We start from the raw sequence: 19,113 nt of genomic DNA on the forward strand, positions 1-19,113 counted from the left end.
AAAAGGCCCGATCGAACCGGGCCTTTCAACGAAAGCTGACCCCTGTGGCGCGATTACTCTGCCGCTTCCTGCATGCGCGGCGCCGCGCCCAGCACCACGGCGTCGACATGGCTTTCGAATTTCTCGAAATTGACGGCGAACATGCCGACCAGCCGTGCCGCCTGCCGGTCATAGCCGGCCTTGTCGGCCCAGGTCGCCCGGGGGTCCAGAATCATCGGGTCGAGAATGGCGCTATCGATGCCCGGCACAGCCACCGGCACCTCGAAACCGAAATGAGGGTCGGTGCGGAACTCGGCCGTCTTCAGCGAGCCGTCGAGTGCGGCTGCAAGCAAGGCGCGCGTCGCCTTGATCGGCATGCGCTTGCCGGTGCCGTAGGCGCCGCCGGTCCAGCCGGTGTTGACCAGCCAGCAATCGGCGCCGTGGCGGGCAATCAGCTCGCGCAGCAGATTGCCGTATTCGGAAGGGTGGCGCGGCATGAACGGCGCACCGAAACAGGTCGAAAACGTCGCTTCGGGCTCGGTCACGCCCTTTTCGGTTCCGGCCACCTTGGCGGTGTAGCCGGACAGGAAATGATACATCGCCTGCGCCGGGGTCAGCCGCGCGATCGGCGGCATCACGCCGAACGCATCGGCGGTCAGCATGATGATGTTGTTGGGATGGTTGGCGCGGCCGGTCTTGCTGGCATTGGGGATGAAGTCCAGCGGGTAGGCGCAGCGTGTGTTCTCGGTCAGCCTTCCGTCGTTGAAATCCGGCACGCCATCAGCGTCGAGCACGACATTTTCCAGCACCGTGCCGAAGCGCTGCGTGGTGGCAAAGATTTCCGGCTCGGCTTCCGCCGACAGCTTGATCGTCTTGGCGTAGCAGCCGCCTTCGAAATTGAAGATGCCGTGCGGCCCCCAGCCATGCTCGTCGTCGCCGATCAGCGTGCGCGAGGGATCGGCCGAGAGCGTCGTCTTGCCGGTGCCTGACAGGCCGAAGAAGATGGCGGCGTCGCCGGCCGCACCCTCGTTGGCCGAGCAATGCATCGGCATCACGCCTTTCGCCGGCAACAGATAGTTGAGCATGGTGAACACCGACTTCTTCATCTCGCCGGCATAGGAGGTGCCCCCGATCAGCACGATCTTGCGCGAAAGATCGACAGCGATCACCGTTTCGGTGCGGCTGCCGTGACGGAGGGGATCGGCGCGGAAGGACGGCAGGTCGATGATCGTCATCTCGGGCATGAACTGTTCGAGTTCGGCGGCATCCGGACGGATCAGCAGATTGCGGATGAACAGCGAGTGCCAGGCAAATTCGGTGATCACCCTTGTCGGCAGTTTCAGTCCCGCATCGGCGCCGCCGACCAGATCCTGGACGTATAGATCCTTGTCCGCGGCATGCGCCTGGAAATCGGCGAGCAGCGTGTCGAACTGGGCCGGCGAGATCGCCTTGTTGTTGTCCCACCAGACATGTGGTTCGGTGGCGCCATCGCGGACGACGAACTTGTCCTTGGGCGAGCGGCCGGTGTGCTGTCCGGTCTCGGCGACCAGCGCGCCATGGGCGGTCAAGCGGGCCTCGCCTCGCCGGATCGATTCCTCATAAAGGGCAGCCGCACCGAAATTATAGCGCACCACGCCGGTGGTTTTCAGGCCGATATGATCGATCGCGCAGGCGGAATTGCGTTTGCCGACTTCCGACATCGAGTGTCCCTCTTGGATTTGCCGCATCTTTGCCGGCACGTTTCCAGCACGCCCACTACGCGGGCTGAGATGGTCAGAACCAGAAAAGACGAATGATATCAAATCATTAATCGATTTAAATATTTTGAAAGTTGTTTAAATCGTTTATATGTGCAAAAAGTTTCGCGGTTGCCCAAAGGATTGGCGATGTACGTTCGTCCAACCCATGTCGAGGTAGGATTGTGGCCGCCGGCATGCCGCGCGTGACAGCGGACAAGGCCTATGCCACATTTTGTACCTAATTTGTCCTGCAAAAGCCCCTTCTCTACGACAGAAGGGACAGCTCATGAGGGAGCCGCTTGAAATGGCAACAATCGCGCTTGTCGATGACGACCGCAACATTCTGACATCGGTGTCGATCGCCCTGGAATCCGAGGGGTATCGCGTCGAGACCTACACGGATGGTGCGTCGGCGCTGGAAGGCCTGGCGGCACGCCCGCCGAACCTTGCCATCCTCGACATCAAGATGCCGCGCATGGACGGCATGGAACTGCTGCGCCGCATGCGCCAGAAGTCTGACCTTCCGGTGATCTTCCTGACCTCCAAGGACGACGAGATCGACGAATTGTTCGGCCTCAAGATGGGCGCCGACGACTTCATCCGCAAACCCTTCTCGCAGCGCCTGCTGGTCGAGCGGGTGCGCGCCGTGCTGCGCCGTGCCAGTGCCCGCGAGGCTGCCGCCAAGACGCCAAGCCAGCAGGCCCGCTCGCTCGAGCGCGGCCAGCTCGTCATGGACCAGGAGCGCCACACCTGCACCTGGAAGGGCGAGCCGGTGACGCTCACCGTAACCGAGTTCCTGATCCTGCATTCGCTGGCGCAGCGTCCAGGCGTGGTAAAAAGCCGTGATGCGCTGATGGATTCGGCTTATGATGAACAGGTCTATGTCGACGACCGCACCATCGACAGCCACATCAAGCGGCTGCGCAAGAAGTTCAAGGCCGTCGACGACGACTTCGAGATGATCGAAACCCTTTACGGAGTCGGATACCGGTTCCGCGAAGCATAAGTAGCAGGGCCTGCTATTCGATGGCAGTGGAAGCACAGCGAACAAGACCGGCGGGCGCCTCCAGGCGGCCGTCGCGGATCATGCCGTCCTTCGTCTCGAAGATCACGGTGCCGATGCGCCGCTTCCTTGGCCATCACATCTTTTCCAGTCTGACGCGGCGTATCCTGTTCCTCAACCTTGCCGGCCTCGCTGTCCTGGTGACCGGCATCCTCTATCTCAACACCTTCCGAGACGGGCTGATCGACGCCCGCGTCGAAAGCCTGATGACCCAGGGCGAGATCATCGCCGGCGCGATCGCCGCGTCGGCGACGGTCGAGACGGATTCGATCAGCATCGACCCGGAAAAGCTGCTTGAACTGCAGGCCGGCGAAAGCCTGGGGCCGGGCTCCGACCAACTCGACAATCTCGACTTCCCGATCAACCCGGAGCGCGTCGCCCCGGTGCTGCGAAGGCTGATCTCGCCGACCAGGACCCGCGCCCGCATCTATGACCGCGACGCCAATCTGCTGCTCGATTCGCGCCACCTCTATTCGCGTGGCCAGATTCTGCGCTACGACCTGCCGCCGGTCGAGGAGGAAGAGCCCGATCTGGTCGAGCGCATCCAGAAATTCGTCTTCGACTTCTTCCGCAATACCGAGCTGCCGGTCTATCACGAGCAGCCGGGCGGCAATGGCGCCGCTTTCCCGGAAGTGGTCAAGGCACTCACCGGCAGCCCGTCGACCATCGTGCGCGTCAGCGAGCAGGGCGAACAGATCGTTTCGGTGGCGGTGCCGATCCAGCGCTTTCGTGCCGTCCTGGGCGTGCTGATGCTGTCGACCGAAGGCGGCGACATCGACAAGATCGTCGCCGCCGAGCGCAAGGCGATCCTGCGCGTCTTCGGCATCGCGGCCCTTGTCACCGCCATCCTGTCGATGCTGCTCGCCTCCACCATCGCCAATCCGCTGCGCCGGCTGTCGGCGGCGGCGGTGCGGGTGCGGCGCGGCGTCAAGAGCCGTGAGGAGATCCCCGACTTTTCCGACCGTCAGGACGAGATCGGCAATCTGTCGATCGCCATACGCGACATGACCAACGCGCTCTACGCCCGCATCGAGGCGATCGAAAGCTTCGCGGCCGATGTCTCGCACGAGCTGAAGAACCCGCTGACGTCGCTGCGCAGCGCGGTGGAAACCTTGCCGCTGGCCAAGAACGACGATTCGCGCGGCCGGCTGATGGATATCATCCAGCACGATGTCAGGCGGCTGGACCGGCTCATCACCGATATTTCCGACGCATCGCGCCTGGACGCGGAGCTCGCGCGTGAAGATGCGGGGACGGTTGACCTGAAGAAATTCATCACCGATCTGGTCGCCGTTTCGCGCGAAGCGACGCGTAACAAGAAGGCGGTCGAGATCGAGTTCAAGGCCGCCAAACTGCCGCAGGGCGTCAAAGGCTACGTCGTCGTCGGGCATGATCTGCGCATCGGCCAGGTCATCACCAATTTGATCGAGAACGCCCGTTCCTTCGTTCCCGAGGATCATGGCCACATCAGCCTGTCGCTGGCGCGTGCCGGCAAGTTCAACATCGTCACCGTCGACGACAATGGCCCCGGCATCCGGGCCGACAACATCGACCGCATCTTCGAGCGCTTCTACACCGACCGGCCGGCCGGCGAGGCATTCGGCCAGAATTCGGGGCTTGGCCTGTCGATATCCAGGCAGATCGTCGAGGCCCATGGCGGCACGCTCACCGCCGAGAACATCCCCGGCACCAAACCCGGCGAGATCAAGGGCGCTCGTTTCGTGGTGACATTGCCGGCCGAAGGCTGAGAGCATGAATCCCAACCACGCCTGGTCCAGCCATGCAGCCTGAAAACATTCACGCGACAATGGTTTTGATCGGCGAGCGCGGCATTCTCGTCACCGGAGCCTCCGGTTCGGGCAAGACGACGCTGGCGCTGGCGCTCATCGACCATTGTCGCCATCGCGGATCGTTCGCGCGGCTCGTCGGTGACGATCAGCTCTTCGTCGAGGCGCATGCCGGGCGACTGCTGTGCCGCGCTCCCGCCGCCATAGAAGGCCTTGTCGAGGTGCCGGGGCTCGGCCCCCGACCTCTGCCATTCGAGCCGGCAGGCCTCGTCGACCTCCATGTTCGCCTGGTGCCGGCCGGCGAAGCGGTGCGCTTCCAGGAGGATGCCGCAAGCAGCATCGCCGGCTGTCTGGTGCCGCGGGTCGACGTGGTCGAACGCAATGTCCCATCGGTCTTGCCGGTCGTGATGGCGCGGCTGTCGATCGCGCCTTTTCTATGATCCGTTCCGGGTTTTTTGCTGCAATGCGTCAAAATGGCATGTGCCTGCGCAATTTTGGGCTTGTCAACGGGCCGTGCGTCGACAAGATAGCGCTCCCGCCGCCTGGATTGGCTGGCGAGCATAAAATGCGCCTGTGAAGCGGCGATGACGGGATCCACCAAAGAATGATCGGACTCGTGCTTGTAACGCACGGTCAACTGGCCACCGAGTTCCGACATGCCGTCGAACATGTCGTCGGGCCACAAGACAATTTCGAAACCGTGGCGATCGGTGCCGACGACGATATGGAGCAGCGTCGCCGCGACATCGTCGACGCTGTTGCCCGTGTCGATACCGGGGCGGGCGTCATCGTGCTGACCGACATGTTCGGCGGCACGCCCTCCAACCTTGCCATCTCGGTGATGGAGTCCGGCCGCACCGAGGTGATCGCCGGCATGAACCTGCCGATGCTGATCAAGCTCTCCTCGATCCGCAAGGGCGACAATATGGCCGCCGCGCTCGATGAGGCGCAGGCCGCCGGCCGCAAATACATCAATGTCGCCAGCCAGCTCCTGAGCAGCAAATGACCGCGCTGTCCCCGGAAGACCAAATTGTCCGGGATTTTCCCATCATCAACCAGCGTGGCCTTCATGCGCGCGCTTCGGCGAAGTTCGTCCAGCTGGCCAGCGGCTTCGATGCCTCGGTGCATGTCGAGAAGGATGGCGTGAAGGTCGGCGGCACCTCGATCATGGGCCTGATGATGCTGGCGGCAAGCCCCGGCTATTCGATCCGCGTCACCGCCAGCGGGCCGGAGGCCCGGCAGGTCATCAACGCCCTGGAGCAGCTGGTGGCGTCCCGCTTCGGCGAGGAATGCTGATCAGTTAGAGCGCCGATGCGTGTCTGAGAGACATGCAGGGATAAAGATTTCTTTATATCCCATTGTCGTCCTTGCTCCGATCTGCTAGTCAGGCCGGCAATTCGCGCCCTTGACGCGCCGACCGGCGCGGGCGCATCCGCAACAAATTCGCAAGCACATCATTCGCATCGGAGTACTGCCATGACGGGTAGCAAGGACTATGTGGTCGCCGACATCTCGCTTGCCGGCTGGGGCCGCAAGGAACTCGAGATCGCCGAAACCGAAATGCCGGGCCTGATGGCCTGCCGTGAGGAATTCGGTCCCAAGCAGCCGCTCAAGGGCGCGCGCATCACCGGCTCGCTGCACATGACGATCCAGACGGCGGTACTGATCGAGACGCTGAAGGAACTGGGCGCCGATATCCGCTGGGCCTCCTGCAACATCTTCTCGACCCAGGACCACGCGGCCGCGGCCATCGCCGAAGCCGGCATCCCGGTGTTTGCCGTCAAGGGCGAGTCGCTGGAGGAGTATTGGGACTACACCGACAAGATCTTCCAGTGGGCCGATGGCGGCCTCTCCAACATGATCCTCGATGATGGCGGCGACGCCACCATGTACATCCTGATCGGCGCCCGCGCCGAGGCCGGCGAGGATGTGCTGTCCAACCCGCAGAGCGAGGAAGAGGAATACTTCTACGCCCAGGTCAAGAAGCGCCTGAAGGCTTCGCCCGGCTTCTTCACCAAGCAGAAGGCGGCGATCCGCGGCGTCACCGAAGAGACGACCACCGGCGTCAACCGGCTCTATCAGCTGCAGAAGAAGGGCCTGCTGCCCTTCCCCGCCATCAACGTCAACGACTCGGTCACCAAGTCGAAGTTCGATAACAAATATGGCTGCAAGGAATCGCTGGTCGACGGCATCCGCCGCGGCACCGACACGATGATGGCCGGCAAGGTCGCTGTCGTGTGCGGTTATGGCGACGTCGGCAAGGGCTCGTCGGCCTCGCTCAAGGGCGCCGGCGCCCGCGTCAAGGTCACCGAGGTCGATCCGATTTGCGCCCTGCAGGCGGCGATGGACGGGTTTGAAGTCGTCACGCTGGAAGATGCGGCCCCCACCGCCGACATCGTCATCACCACCACCGGCAACAAGGATGTCGTCACCCTCGACCATATGCGCTCGATGAAGGACATGGTCATCGTCGGCAACATCGGCCACTTCGACAATGAGATCCAGGTCGCCGCGCTGCGCAACTTGAAATGGACCAACGTCAAGCCGCAGGTCGACATGATCACCTTCGCGGACGGCAAGCGGATGATCCTTTTGTCGGAAGGGCGGCTGCTCAATCTCGGCAACGCCACCGGCCACCCGAGCTTCGTCATGTCGGCATCCTTCACCAACCAGGTGCTGGCGCAGATCGAGCTCTACACCAAGCCCGGCCAGTACGAGAACCAGGTCTATGTCCTGCCCAAGCATCTCGACGAAAAGGTCGCGCGCCTGCATCTCGACAAGCTCGGCGCCCGTCTGACCGAACTGTCGGGTGAACAGGCCGCCTATATCGGCGTCACGCCGCAGGGTCCGTTCAAGCCGGAACACTACCGCTATTAACCAAAGCTAAAATTGCTACCAGATATTGAGGCCGGGCGATTGACTTTTCGCCCGGCCTTATTTTTGCGCGCCATCAGCCTTCACGGCGATTCGGCGAGGGGTTATTGTCAGGTGATTCGGCGATGCTTCCAGCCCGAGAGGGTCAAGAGAGGCACGCATCAGGGCGGTCTTGCATTCAGGCGGCGGAGAGGACCAAGACATGCCGGGGCAACACCCGCACAGAGCGGGACGGGCCGTTTCCGGCGGCCATGATGATTCGGGGATTGCTGGCTCCGCCCTGGAAGGCGGGAGCCTGTCCTGGCGCGCCCGTGCGTCGACATTCCTTGCCACCTCCGCGCTCGCGGGCCCCTTGGCTGGCGCCGTCGCGCATGCCGAAACCGCTGCTGCCAGCGTCGCGGGACTGTCGGTGAGCGCCATCGAGGTCATGCAGCTTGCCGTGTTCGTCGGCGTGACGGGTGCCGCACTGATATCGGCCATCGTTCTCATCCGCGAAAGAGCCCGCACCTCGGCGGAGAATGTCGAACTCAGGAGCCGCCTCGCCGACATCAACGCGGCGCTCCGCCGCTCCGAGGCGCTGCTCAATCTGCGCGACCAGCGCGTCGTCGTCTGGGCCGCTGAAAACAAGAAGCCCGAGCTTATCGGCACATTGCCCGTCGAAAGCGGCGCTCCCGAAGATAGGGCCGCTTTTCTCGCTTTCGGCCGCTGGCTGATGCCGCGTTCGGCGGCGGCACTCGAACATGCCGTCGCGGGATTGCGCGAGAAGGCCAAACCCTTCGACCTCGTCATCGAATCGCAGGCGGGCGCGCCGCTCGAAGTGCATGGCCGCAAGAGTGCCGCGCATGTGCTCGTGCGTTTCGTCTCGCTCTCGGAGACGCAGCGCAGCCAGGCCAGGCTGAAGATCGAGAACCAGCGGCTGGCCGCCGACCACGACACGATGATCGGCCTGCTCGACGCGTTGAACATGCCGGCATGGCTCCGCGGCGAGGATGGCGGGCTGAAGTGGGTCAACCGCGCCTATGCCGATGCCGTCGAAGCCGAAAATGCCGAAGCCGCGGTCCGGGAGAAAAAAGAGTTCCTCGGCGGCCAGGCGCGCGATGCGATTGCCGCCCAGCACAAGACGCATCCGGTTTTCGAGCAGTCGCTGTCCACCGTGATCGAAGGTGACCGCCGTGTGTTCGCGGTCACCGATTTCGCCGGCAGCGATGGCTCGGCCGGCCTTGCCTGCGACACCAGTGCCATCGAGGCCGTTCGCGGCGAATACGAACGGACGGTGCGAAGCCACGCCGACACGCTCGACCAGCTCAACACGGCGGTCGCTATTTTCGACACCGACGAGAAGCTGCGGTTCTTCAATCAAGCCTTCCAGAAGCTTTGGGGGCTGGACGCCGGCTTCCTGCACAGCGCACCCGACAATGCCTTGCTGCTCGACCGGCTGCGCAGCGAGGGCAAGATCGCCGAACAGCCTGAATGGCGTCGCTGGAAGGAAGGCCTGCTCGGCGCCTATCGCGCCGTCGAATCCCAGGAACATTGGTGGCATCTGCCGGACGGCAAGACCATTCGCGTCGTCGCCAATCCGCAGCCCAAGGGCGGCGTGACCTGGGTGTTCGAGAACCTGACCGAGAAGATGGACCTGGAAAGCCGCTACCAGACAGCCGTGCGGGTTCAGGGCGAGACGCTCGACAATCTTGCCGAAGGCGTGGCGGTGTTCGGACCCGACGGCAGGCTCCGGCTGTCGAATCCTGCCTTTGCCACTCTCTGGGGATTGAGCGGTGAAGCGGCCAAGCCCAGCGTCCATGTGTCGGCGATCCGCGACCTCTGCGACCGGCAGGCCGCGGACAGCCCATGGCCCAGCTTCGTTGCCGCCATCACCGGCTTTGACGACGAGCGCCGCGACCGCCACGGACAGACCGAGCTCAACAACGGCAACGTGCTGAGTTACGCCATGATCCCGCTGCCCAACGGGCAGGTGATGATGACCTTCGTCGACGTTACCGACAGTGTCCATGTCGAGCGGGCGCTGAAGGACAAGAACGAGGCGCTGCAAAAATCCGACCAGCTCAAGAACGAATTCGTCCAGCACGTCTCCTATGAACTGCGCTCGCCGCTGACCAACATTATCGGCTTCACCGAACTCCTGTCGCAGCCCACGACCGGTCCGCTGACGCAGAAGCAGCGCGAATATGTCGAGCATGTCAGCTCGTCCTCCTCGGTCCTGCTCACCATCGTCAACGATATCCTCGACCTGGCGACGGTGGACGCCGGCATCATGCAGCTCGACATTTCCGAGGTGCAGGTTGATCGCACCATCGCCGCTGCGGCCGAACTGGTGGCCGACCGGCTGGAAGAGCATTCGATCAGTCTCCAGGTGGACGCCATCGCGGCGCCGAAGACGTTTCACGGCGATGAGGTCCGCGTCCGCCAGATCCTCTACAATCTGCTCAGCAACGCCGCCAATTACGCCCCGGAAGCCAGCATCATCCGGCTCACTTGCCGCCATCTGGCGGATGGGGTGGAATTCTCGGTTCATGACGATGGTCCCGGCATGCCGCCGGATGTGCTCGATTCGGTGTTCCGCCGTTTCGAGCCGCGCGCCAATGGCGGCCGCCGGCGCGGCGCCGGTCTCGGCCTGTCGATCGTCAAGAGCTTCGTCGAGCTGCATGGCGGCAGCGTTCGCATCGAAACCGGCAAGGACAAGGGCACGACCGTCATCTGCACCTTTCCAGACATGCCGGGCATCCGAGCCGCGGCCGAGTAGCGCGTTCGATGACCGGACTGGTGCTGGAGCGATTACTCGCCGACGAGACACAAACAGCGCGGCTGGGCGAAGATCTGGCGCTGTCGCTGCGCCCGGGTGACGTGCTTGCCCTCAAGGGCGATCTCGGCGCCGGCAAGTCGACGCTGGCGCGGGCCTTGATCAGGACCCTGGCCGACGATGCGAGCCTCGACGTTCCGAGCCCGACCTTCACGCTGGTGCAGAGCTACGACACCCGCATTCCGGTCCATCATTTCGATCTCTACCGCCTGTCCTCGGCGGACGAGATCAATGAGCTTGGGTTCGACGAAGCCCTGGCGCAGGGTGCTGCTTTGGTCGAATGGCCGGAACGGGCGGAAGCCCATCTGCCGAAAACCACGGTCCTGATCGAGCTCGTCCAGCATGGCGACGGCCGGCTGGCGCGATTGTCAGGCCAGGGTGATGCCTTCGATCGGGCGGCACGATCGCTGGCCATGCGCGACTTTCTTGTGAACGCCGGCTGGGGGGAAGCGCAGCGCCGCCATTTCATCGGCGATGCTTCGGCCCGCTCCTACGAGATCGTTTCGTTGCCGGACCAAAAGCCGCGGGTCTTGATGAACTCGCCACGGCTGGTTCTCGGTCCCCCTGTGCGCGACGGCAAGCCCTATGCCGAGATCGCGCACACCGCCCAGTCGGTCTCCGCCTTCGTCGCCATCGACCATGCCTTGCAGGCCGGTGGCGTCAGCGTTCCGCAAATCCATGCTGAGGACCAGGACCAGGGTTTCCTGCTGCTCGAACATCTTGGCTCCGAAGGTTTCCTCGGCGGCGATGGCCAGCCGCTGGCCGAGCGTTGCGCAGCGGCGGCCGAGCTGCTGGCCATGATGCACGGCAGGACCTGGCCGCAGCGCCTGGAAACAGGACACGGCGGCTTCCACGATGTGCCGCCTTTCGACCGCGACGCCATGATGATCGAAGCCGATTTGCTGGTCGACTGGTACGTGCCGGCGATATCGGGCGGCCCGCCAAGTGACAGCTTGCGCGCCGGTTACCACAGGGAATGGAACGCGCTCCTCGACCGGCTGCACGGCCGCGAGGTCACGCTGATGCTGCGCGACTTCCATTCGCCCAACATCATCTGGCGCGGCGACCGTTCAGGGCATGATCGATTGGGCATTGTCGATTTCCAGGATGCGCTGATCGGCCCTTCCGCCTATGACGTCGCCTCACTCGCCATGGACGCGCGGGTCACCATCTCGCCCGAGATCGAGAAACAGACGCTGGATGCCTATGTCGCGGCGCGCCACGCAGCCGGGGCTTTCGACGAGGCAAGCTTCCTGGAGTCCTACGCCATCATGGCGGCGCAGCGAAACTCCAAGATCCTCGGCATCTTCGTCCGCCTCGAAAAACGCGACGGCAAGCCCTACTATCTGAAGCACCTGCCGCGCATTCGCGACTATCTGCGCCGGGCGTTGTCTCATCCGGCGCTGGCAAGCCTGCGCGAGTTCTACGACACCCACGGTTTGCTGGAGGAGCGAGCGCTGTGACAGCAAGACCGGACACCGCCATCGTACTCGCAGCCGGGCTTGGCAAACGCATGCGGCCGATCACCGACACCATTCCCAAGCCACTGGTCAAGATTGCCGGCAAGACGTTGCTCGACTGGAGCCTCGACAGCCTGGCCGCCGCCGGCGTCGGCAAGGCGGTCGTCAACGTCCACTACTTTCCCGAACAGATCGTCGCCCATGTCACTGCGCGCCGCGCGCCAAAAATCGTCGTTTCCGATGAGAGCGAACAACTGCTCGATTCCGCCGGCGGCATCGTCAAGGCGTTGCCCGAACTGGGCGATCAGCCCTTCTACATCCTCAACGCCGACACGTTCTGGATCGATGACGGTCCTCTCAATCTCCAGCGCCTCGCCCTTGCATGGGACGCGGCGAAAATGGATATTCTGCTGATGCTGGCGGATCTCCAACAGGCGACCGGACACTGCGGCAGCACCGATTTCCTGGTGGCGCCGGATGGCGGCTTGCGGCGTTCGAAAGGCGACCCGGCGGGGCTGATCTATGCCGGGGCGGCGATCGTCCATCCGCGCCTGTTCGAGGGTGCACCGGCCGGGCCGCACTCGCTCAACGCCTATTTCGATTCCGCCATCGCGGCCGGCCGCCTGTTCGGCATGCCCATGCATGGCCACTGGATCACTGTCGGCACGCCCGATGCGATTGCGCTCGCGGAAGCGGCGGTCGCCGGTGCGCTCATCGAGTCGCAATGAGCGGCTCCAGCCGCGTTTTCTCGATCCCGCCCGGAGCGCCGTTTCTGCCGACGCTTGCCGAGGCGCTGCTTGCCGGCCGCCTCGTTCCGGGCTTTCGGTTCGACGGCGACCCGCTCGCTTTGGCCGATGTCACCATCTATGTGCCGACGCGCCGTGCCGCGCGTGCTCTGCGGGGTGTCTTCGTCGATAGTCTGGCGGCACGAGGCGGCGGCGGTTCGGCGATCCTGCCGGTCATCCGGCCACTGGGCGAGTTCGACGAGGACGAGGCTGCGTTCGAGACCGAGGCATCGGCGGCGATCGATCTCGCGCCGCCGATCGCCGCGATCGAACGCCTGTTGCTGCTGACGCCGCTGGTGCGCGCCTGGAAACGCCGGCTGCCGGCGCATGTCGCCGCCCTTTTCGCCGAGGAGATCGTCATCCCGGCTTCCACCGCCGACGCGATTTGGCTGGCGCGCGATCTCGCCCGGCTGATGGACGAGATCGAGACGGAAGGAACGGACTGGGCCAAGCTCACCGATCTGGTGACCGGCAACCTTGCCGGATGGTGGCAGGTGACCCTCGAATTCCTCGGCATCGTCACCGAAGCCTGGCCGAAATTCCTCGCGGAAAGCGACCGCTCCAATCCGGCCGCGCATCGCAGCGCGCTGATCCGCGCCGAGGCGGCGCGGCTGCTGCGCAATCCGCCCGCTGGCCCGGTCATCGCCGCAGGGTCGACCGGCTCGATCCCCGCCACGGCTGAACTGCTTGCCGCCATCGCGCGCCTGCCCGGCGGCGCCATTGTGCTGCCGGGTCTCGACCGAACGCTGGACGAAGCGTCATTCCAGGCGATTGCCGCGCCCGGCGCGCGTCCAGCTGTGCTCGGCCACCCGCAATATGGCCTGGCCAGGCTGATAGGCAAGATCGGCGTATTGCGCGGCGACGTCGAGGAGATTGGCGTGGCCGAACCGCGACTTGCGCTTCGCGCCGCTCTTGTCGGCGAAGCGCTGCGGCCGGCCGAGACCACCGAACTCTGGGCCGAGACACGTGCGGGCTTCCCGGCGTCCGACATTGCCGGCGCCTTCGCCGAGGTGACCTTGCTCGAAGCTGCCAGCGAACGTGATGAAGCTGTCGCCATCGCCGTCGCGCTCAAGCGCGCGGTCGAACAGCCCGGCCAAAGGGCGGCTCTCGTCACCGGCGATCGCGCATTGGCGCGGCGCGTCTCGATCGAGCTCCAGCGCTTCGGCGTCGCCGCCGACGATTCCGGTGGCACGCCGCTCGCCAACACCCCGGCGGCCAGCCTGCTCAGGCTGGCGCTCGAGGCATTGTTCAGGCCAGGCGATCCGGTCGGCCTGTTGTCGCTGCTCAAGCATCCGCTGCTTGGCCTCGGCCTCGAACGGGCCGATGTGCGCCACGCGGCGGAACTGGTCGAGCTGGTGGCCCTGCGCGGCGGCACCGGCCGCCCAGACATCGTTTCGCTACCGGAACTGTTCGAGGCCCGCCTCATCGGCCTGGGCGGCGGCAGTCGACAGCCCTTCTGGTTTTCCCGGCTGACCGTGCGCTCCATCGAAACTGCCCGGAATTTGCTTGAACGTCTCAAGCAGGCGCTGGCGCCGCTCGCAGCCTTCCGCGGCCGGGACGATGCCGACCTTGCCGCGCTTGTCAGGGCCAGCGTCGCCACACTCGAAAATCTCGGCCGCACCGCCGACGGTGGTCTTGGCGAGCTCTATGCCGGTGACGCCGGTGAAAAGCTTGCCGAACTGCTGCGCGGGCTGGTCTCGGCTTCGGCTTCACTGTCCTTCGCGGCGACCGAGTGGCCCGATATCATGGCGGCGCTGATCGCGCCTGAAACGGTCAAGCCGGCACAAGGCACCGATCGGAACATCGCCATCTGGGGTGCGCTGGAAGCGCGATTGCAGACCGTCGACACGCTGGTCATCGGCGGGCTCAACGAGGGCGTATGGCCGCGCAAGCCGGAGAGCGACCGCTTCATGTCGCGGCTGATGAAGACCGGCATCGACCTCGAACCGCCCGAACGGCGCATCGGCCTTGCCGCGCATGATTTCCAGATGGCAATGGGTGCCAAAAAGGTGGTGTTGGCCCGCTCGGCACGCGCCGGCGACGCACCCGCCGTGCCGTCGCGCTGGCTGCAGCGCCTGCTCACCTTCATCGGCAAGGACCAGGCGGCGGAGCTGCGCCGGCGTGGCGACGAATTGCTCGCCTGGGCGCGCGCTCTCGATACCGGCCCAAGGCAGGATTTCGCGCCACGGCCGCAGCCGAAGCCGCCGCTGTCGGTGCGCCCGACGCATTTCTCGGTCACCGAGATCGAGACCCTGCGCCGGGATCCCTACGCTGTCTATGCCAGACGGATCCTTGGACTGATGCCGCTCGATCAGGTCATCCGCGACCCCGGTGCGGCCGAGCGCGGCACGTTGTTTCACGCCATCCTGCACCTGTTCTCAGGCAGCGTCGCCGATCCGCGCGCGCCCGACGCGCTTGCCGGCCTCATCGCCGCCGGCCGGGCCTGTTTTGCCGAAGCCGTACTCCCGGCCGATGTCGAGGCGGTGTGGTGGCCGCGCTTCGAAAAACTCGCCGCCAACATCATCGAGTGGGAGCGCACGCGCGCCGACGCGGTGATAAGGCGTCATGCCGAGGAGCGCGCCGGCAAGACCGTTGTCGGCCAGTCCGGCGTGACTCTGTCCGGCTACGCCGACCGGGTCGACCTTTTGGCCGGCGGCATGGCCGACATACTGGATTACAAGACCGGTTCCTCGCCGTCCAAGGCGCAGGCGCACACACTGCTTGCGCCGCAACTGGCGCTGGAGGGTGCGCTGCTCAGGCGCGGCGCCTTCAAGGATCTGGGCGTACGCGAGCCCTCTCAACTGGCCTTCATCAGGCTGAAGCCGAATGGCGAGGTGTTCGAGGAATCCATCCTCGAACACAATCGCCAGCCGCGGACCGCGACCGATCTTGCCGAAGAGGCCTGGGCGCGGCTGGAAAAGCTGTTGATCCACTATGCCGATCCTGCGACGGGTTATCTGTCGCGCGCGCTGCCGTTCCGCGAAGGCGAGACCGATGGCGACTACGACCATCTTGCCCGCGTGCTCGAATGGTCGGCAGGCGGCGATGCCGGTGACGAGGGAGGGGAGGCATGAAAAAGACCTACCCGATCCCCAGCGACACCGCGACCAGCCAGGCCCGCGCCGCCGATCCCGGCAATTCCGCCTGGGTGTCGGCGAATGCCGGATCCGGCAAGACCCATGTGCTGGCCCAGCGCGTTATCCGGCTGCTGCTGCGCGGCACCGATCCGTCGAAGATCCTGTGCCTGACCTATACGCGCGCCGCCGCCGCTAACATGTCCAACCGGGTGTTCTCGACACTGTCGGAATGGACCACGCTCGGTGACGCCGACCTTGCGGCAAAGGTCGAGGCTCTGGAAGGCCGCCGGCCCGATCTCGAGACCATGCGCCGGGCGCGGCGCCTGTTCGCCGAGGCGCTGGAAACACCCGGCGGGCTGAAGATCCAGACCATCCATGCCTTCTGCGAATCGGTGCTGCACCAGTTTCCGCTGGAGGCCAACATCCCGGCCCATTTCGAGATGCTCGACGGCCAGATGGAGGCCTCGCTGTTTGCCGCGGCGCGCCGCGAGATGATTTCCGGCACATCCGCCGGCGACAGGGATCTGGCCGAGGCTTTTGCCGCCATTCTCGATCGGGGCGGCGAAGCCGGGCTCGACGCCTTGCTGGGTGAGATCGTGCGCAAGCGCGACGGCCTGCGCAATTTCATCGACGCCGTCGGGCGTGATGGCACGCGCTTCCAGGCCCTTTTCTACGAATTCCATTTCCATCCAGGCCAGACGGCCGACGGCATAGCCGCTTCGGTATGGCCGTTGCCGGGTTTCCTGCCCGACTATTTTGCCGGCTTCGCCCACGCAGCCGAGGCCACCGACGCCAGATCGGTGCTGAACAACATCCTGCCCTATGCGCGGCAGGCTTTCGCCGAGGGCGATCCCATTCGGCGCCTGCAACTGCTGGCGCGAGCCTTCCTCAAGACCGATGGCGACGCCTACGACCCGGCAAAGGCCTTCAAGAAGGCTCTGGTCGACCGGCTGCCGGATCTGGCGGAGCGCTATCTCTCGGCCGCCAATGCCATCGTCGAAACCACCGACCGGCTGGCCCTGTTCCGGATGCTGGAGGGTACAAGAGCGGCGCTGACCATCGCCGACTGGCTGATCGCCCGCTACGAAATGCTGAAGCGCAGCCGCGGCTTTCTCGATTTCAACGACCTGATCACCCGCACCGTCAATCTGCTGGCGCGGCCAGACGCCGGCCCCTGGGTGCAATACAAGCTCGACCAGGGCATCGATCATATCCTGCTCGACGAAGCGCAGGACACCAGCCCCGATCAATGGGAAGTGGTGAAGCGGCTGGCGGAAGAATTCTTTGCCGGCTTTGGCGCGCGCGACAGGGTCCATCGCACGGTCTTCGCCGTCGGCGACGAGAAGCAGTCGATCTATTCGTTCCAGGGTGCCGCCCCGGACTCCTTCGCCGACAGCCGGCTGTTGTTCGCCGGACGAGTGCGCGACGCCGAGGCGTCCTTTGCCGACCTCAAGCTGACCTGGTCGTTCCGCTCGACCGACGATGTTCTGACCGCGGTCGACCGCGTCTTCGCCGACGCAAGCGTGCGGCGCGGCATCAGCCATGATCCCGATCCGCTGCGCCACCAGGCGATCCGCACCGACGCACCGGGCTATGTCGAGGTGTGGCCGTCAGTCGGCGCCGATGTGGTCGACGAGCCCGACGACTGGACGCAAGCCATCGATCATGCGCATGCGCCGGCGGTGCGCGTGGCCGAGAACGTCGCCGCCACCATCGCCGGCTGGATCGGCAGTGGCGAAATCGTCGAAGGCCGCGGCACGCGGCTGCGGCCGGGCGACGTGCTGGTGCTGGTGCGCAAGCGCGATCGCTTCGTCCATGCGCTCACCCGCGCACTCAAACGCCGAGACATTCCGGTTGCCGGCGCCGACCGGCTGAGCCTGCCTGGACACATCGCGGTCAAGGACCTGATCGCGCTCGGTCATCTCCTCATCCAGCCGCAGGACGATTTGTCGCTTGCCGCCGTGCTGCGCAGCCCGATCTTCGATCTGCCGGAAGAGACGCTTTTCACGCTCGCCGCGCAGAGGCCGTCCGGCTTGTCGCTGATCGCGTCGTTGCGACAGCACGCCGGCGAAAGCGAGAGGCTGGTGAAGATCGTCGCCCAGGTCGACATCTGGACTGATGAGGCCGCCTTCAAACCGGTGTTCGAGTTTTACGCTGGCCTGCTGGCGCGTGATGGTGTGCGCCGGAAGATGATCGCGCGGCTCGGGCCCGAAGCCGGCGACATCCTCGACGAGTTCCTCAGCTTCTGCCTCGCCGAGGAACGGACCGGCCTGCCGGGGCTTGAAGCCTTCCTGTCGACGCTGGAAAACGCCGGTCCCGAGATCAAGCGCGAGATGGACCAGACCCGCGACGAGGTCCGGGTCATGACCGTGCATGCCGCCAAGGGGCTGGAAGCGCCGGTCGTGTTCCTGGTCGATGGCGGTTCCGCCCCGTTCAGCGACCAGCATCTGCCGCGCCTGATGCCCTTCGATGGCTCCGGCGCGAATTGGGACGGCAAGGGCTATCTCTGGCGCTCTGCCAGCGACGTCGCCAACGGCTTTTCCAAAGCAGCGGCGGCGCGGGCACGGGAACTCGCCGACGACGAATACCGCCGGCTGCTCTATGTCGGCATGACCCGCGCCGAGGACCGGCTGATCGTCTGCGGCTATCACGGCAAGCGGGCGCCGAACGCCGGCACCTGGCATTCGATCGTCAGCCGCGCGTTGATCGGTGCGCCGGAAAGCGAGAAGCGTGCGCATCCCGCCGGCGGCGAGCCGGTGCATCGTTTCCATGTCACCAAGCTGCCGCCGGTCGCACTGGCTTCCGGCGAGCAGGCGCGGCCGACGGATGCTTTCGGACCTCTGCCGGCGACCTTGTTCCGGCCCTTGCCCCCCTTCGAGGATCTGCCGCGTCCGCTGTCGCCATCCGGTGCTGCGGCGCTGATAGACGAAGGCAAGGAAGCTGTGGTCGACAAGGCGTCGCCGGTGCTCGACGCCGATGCCGAGCCGGGCTTTGCGGTGCTGCGCGGGCTTGCCCTGCACAAACTGCTGCAGATGCTGCCCGGCATTGCTGAGCCCGAACGCACGGGCGCGGCGCGGCGCTATCTCGCAAGAACGGGCGCGGACTGGCCGCCGTCAGAGCGCGAAAAAGCCCTGGCGTCGGTCACATCGATCCTTGCCGACGTCGGCTTCGGTCAGCTGTTTGCACCATCGTCACGTGCCGAGGTCGCGATCGTGGGCAGCCTGGAGATCAAGGGCAAAAAGCGCTCGATTTCCGGTAAGATCGACCGTTTGGCGGTGACGCCGGACACGGTATCGATTGTCGACTACAAGACCAACCGGCCGGCGCCCGCCACTCTGGCCGAGGTGCCGCCGGCTTACCTGCTCCAGCTCGCGCTCTATCGCGCCCTGTTGCAGCCGCTCTATCCCGGCCGCACGGTCAAGGCGGCCCTGCTGTTCACCGAGGCGCCGCGGCTGATCGAACTGCCTGCCAGCGCCATGGACGACGCCCTTGCTCGACTCACGGGAGCGTGACACAACACCTGCTTGAAGAAGG

General features: G+C 65.0%; 12 protein-coding genes. 11 read left to right on the forward strand and 1 reads right to left on the reverse strand.

Going from position 1 to position 19,113, the window contains the following annotated elements; all coding sequences use genetic code 11:
- Positions 1-53: 53 nt before the first annotated feature.
- Complete coding sequence (locus tag EOB80_RS15635; RefSeq protein ID WP_127328526.1) at positions 54-1,679, reverse strand: phosphoenolpyruvate carboxykinase; 1,626 nt, start codon at positions 1,677-1,679, stop codon at positions 54-56.
- Positions 1,680-2,022: 343 nt separating this feature from the next.
- Here EOB80_RS15635 and EOB80_RS15640 point away from each other — a divergent pair, with 343 nt between their 5' ends.
- From EOB80_RS15640 to addA, 11 genes are all read left to right on the forward strand, one after another.
- On the forward strand, positions 2,023-2,724 hold the full coding sequence (locus tag EOB80_RS15640) for a response regulator transcription factor (RefSeq protein WP_013528337.1): 702 nt from the start codon (positions 2,023-2,025) through the stop codon (positions 2,722-2,724).
- Between the two features lie 20 nt (positions 2,725-2,744).
- Positions 2,745-4,529 carry a sensor histidine kinase gene (locus tag EOB80_RS15645; RefSeq protein WP_013528336.1) on the forward strand — a complete coding sequence of 595 codons (1,785 nt, stop codon included), beginning with the start codon at positions 2,745-2,747 and terminating at the stop codon, positions 4,527-4,529.
- Between the two features lie 32 nt (positions 4,530-4,561).
- Positions 4,562-5,008, forward strand: a complete 447-nt coding sequence (locus tag EOB80_RS15650; protein ID WP_127328527.1) for an HPr kinase/phosphorylase — start codon at positions 4,562-4,564, stop codon at positions 5,006-5,008.
- Positions 5,009-5,172: 164 nt separating this feature from the next.
- Entirely contained in the window at positions 5,173-5,574 is a 402-nt protein-coding gene (locus EOB80_RS15660; RefSeq protein ID WP_010912939.1) for a PTS sugar transporter subunit IIA, read from the forward strand.
- The gene (locus EOB80_RS15665) at positions 5,571-5,864 is read left to right on the forward strand and encodes an HPr family phosphocarrier protein (protein ID WP_127328528.1); all 294 of its coding nucleotides are present in this window, start codon (positions 5,571-5,573) and stop codon (positions 5,862-5,864) included. Before EOB80_RS15660 ends, EOB80_RS15665 begins: the two co-directional genes overlap by 4 nt.
- Before the next feature lie 180 nt (positions 5,865-6,044).
- Positions 6,045-7,445, forward strand: a complete 1,401-nt coding sequence (ahcY, locus tag EOB80_RS15670) for an adenosylhomocysteinase (protein WP_023810629.1) — start codon at positions 6,045-6,047, stop codon at positions 7,443-7,445.
- Positions 7,446-7,644: 199 nt separating this feature from the next.
- The gene (locus tag EOB80_RS15675; protein WP_127328529.1) at positions 7,645-10,200 is read left to right on the forward strand and encodes a PAS domain-containing sensor histidine kinase; all 2,556 of its coding nucleotides are present in this window, start codon (positions 7,645-7,647) and stop codon (positions 10,198-10,200) included.
- 8 nt (positions 10,201-10,208) lie between these two features.
- The gene (gene tsaE / locus EOB80_RS15680; protein ID WP_127328530.1) at positions 10,209-11,720 is read left to right on the forward strand and encodes a tRNA (adenosine(37)-N6)-threonylcarbamoyltransferase complex ATPase subunit type 1 TsaE; all 1,512 of its coding nucleotides are present in this window, start codon (positions 10,209-10,211) and stop codon (positions 11,718-11,720) included.
- Positions 11,717-12,445: a nucleotidyltransferase family protein gene (locus tag EOB80_RS15685; RefSeq protein ID WP_127328531.1), complete on the forward strand. Its 729-nt coding sequence runs from the start codon at positions 11,717-11,719 to the stop codon at positions 12,443-12,445. The genes tsaE and EOB80_RS15685 overlap by 4 nt, the downstream gene beginning before the upstream one ends.
- Positions 12,442-15,576, forward strand: coding sequence for a double-strand break repair protein AddB (gene addB / locus EOB80_RS15690; RefSeq protein ID WP_127328532.1), 3,135 nt, complete (start codon positions 12,442-12,444; stop codon positions 15,574-15,576). The genes EOB80_RS15685 and addB overlap by 4 nt, the downstream gene beginning before the upstream one ends.
- Positions 15,573-19,091 (forward strand): double-strand break repair helicase AddA, encoded by a 3,519-nt coding sequence (gene addA / locus EOB80_RS15695; RefSeq protein WP_127328533.1) that lies wholly within the window; start codon positions 15,573-15,575, stop codon positions 19,089-19,091. Before addB ends, addA begins: the two co-directional genes overlap by 4 nt.
- Positions 19,092-19,113: the final 22 nt, after the last annotated feature.

Origin of the sequence: Mesorhizobium sp. M7A.F.Ca.MR.245.00.0.0 (assembly GCF_003997415.1) — a bacterium.
Classification (GTDB): Bacteria; Pseudomonadota; Alphaproteobacteria; order Rhizobiales; family Rhizobiaceae; genus Mesorhizobium.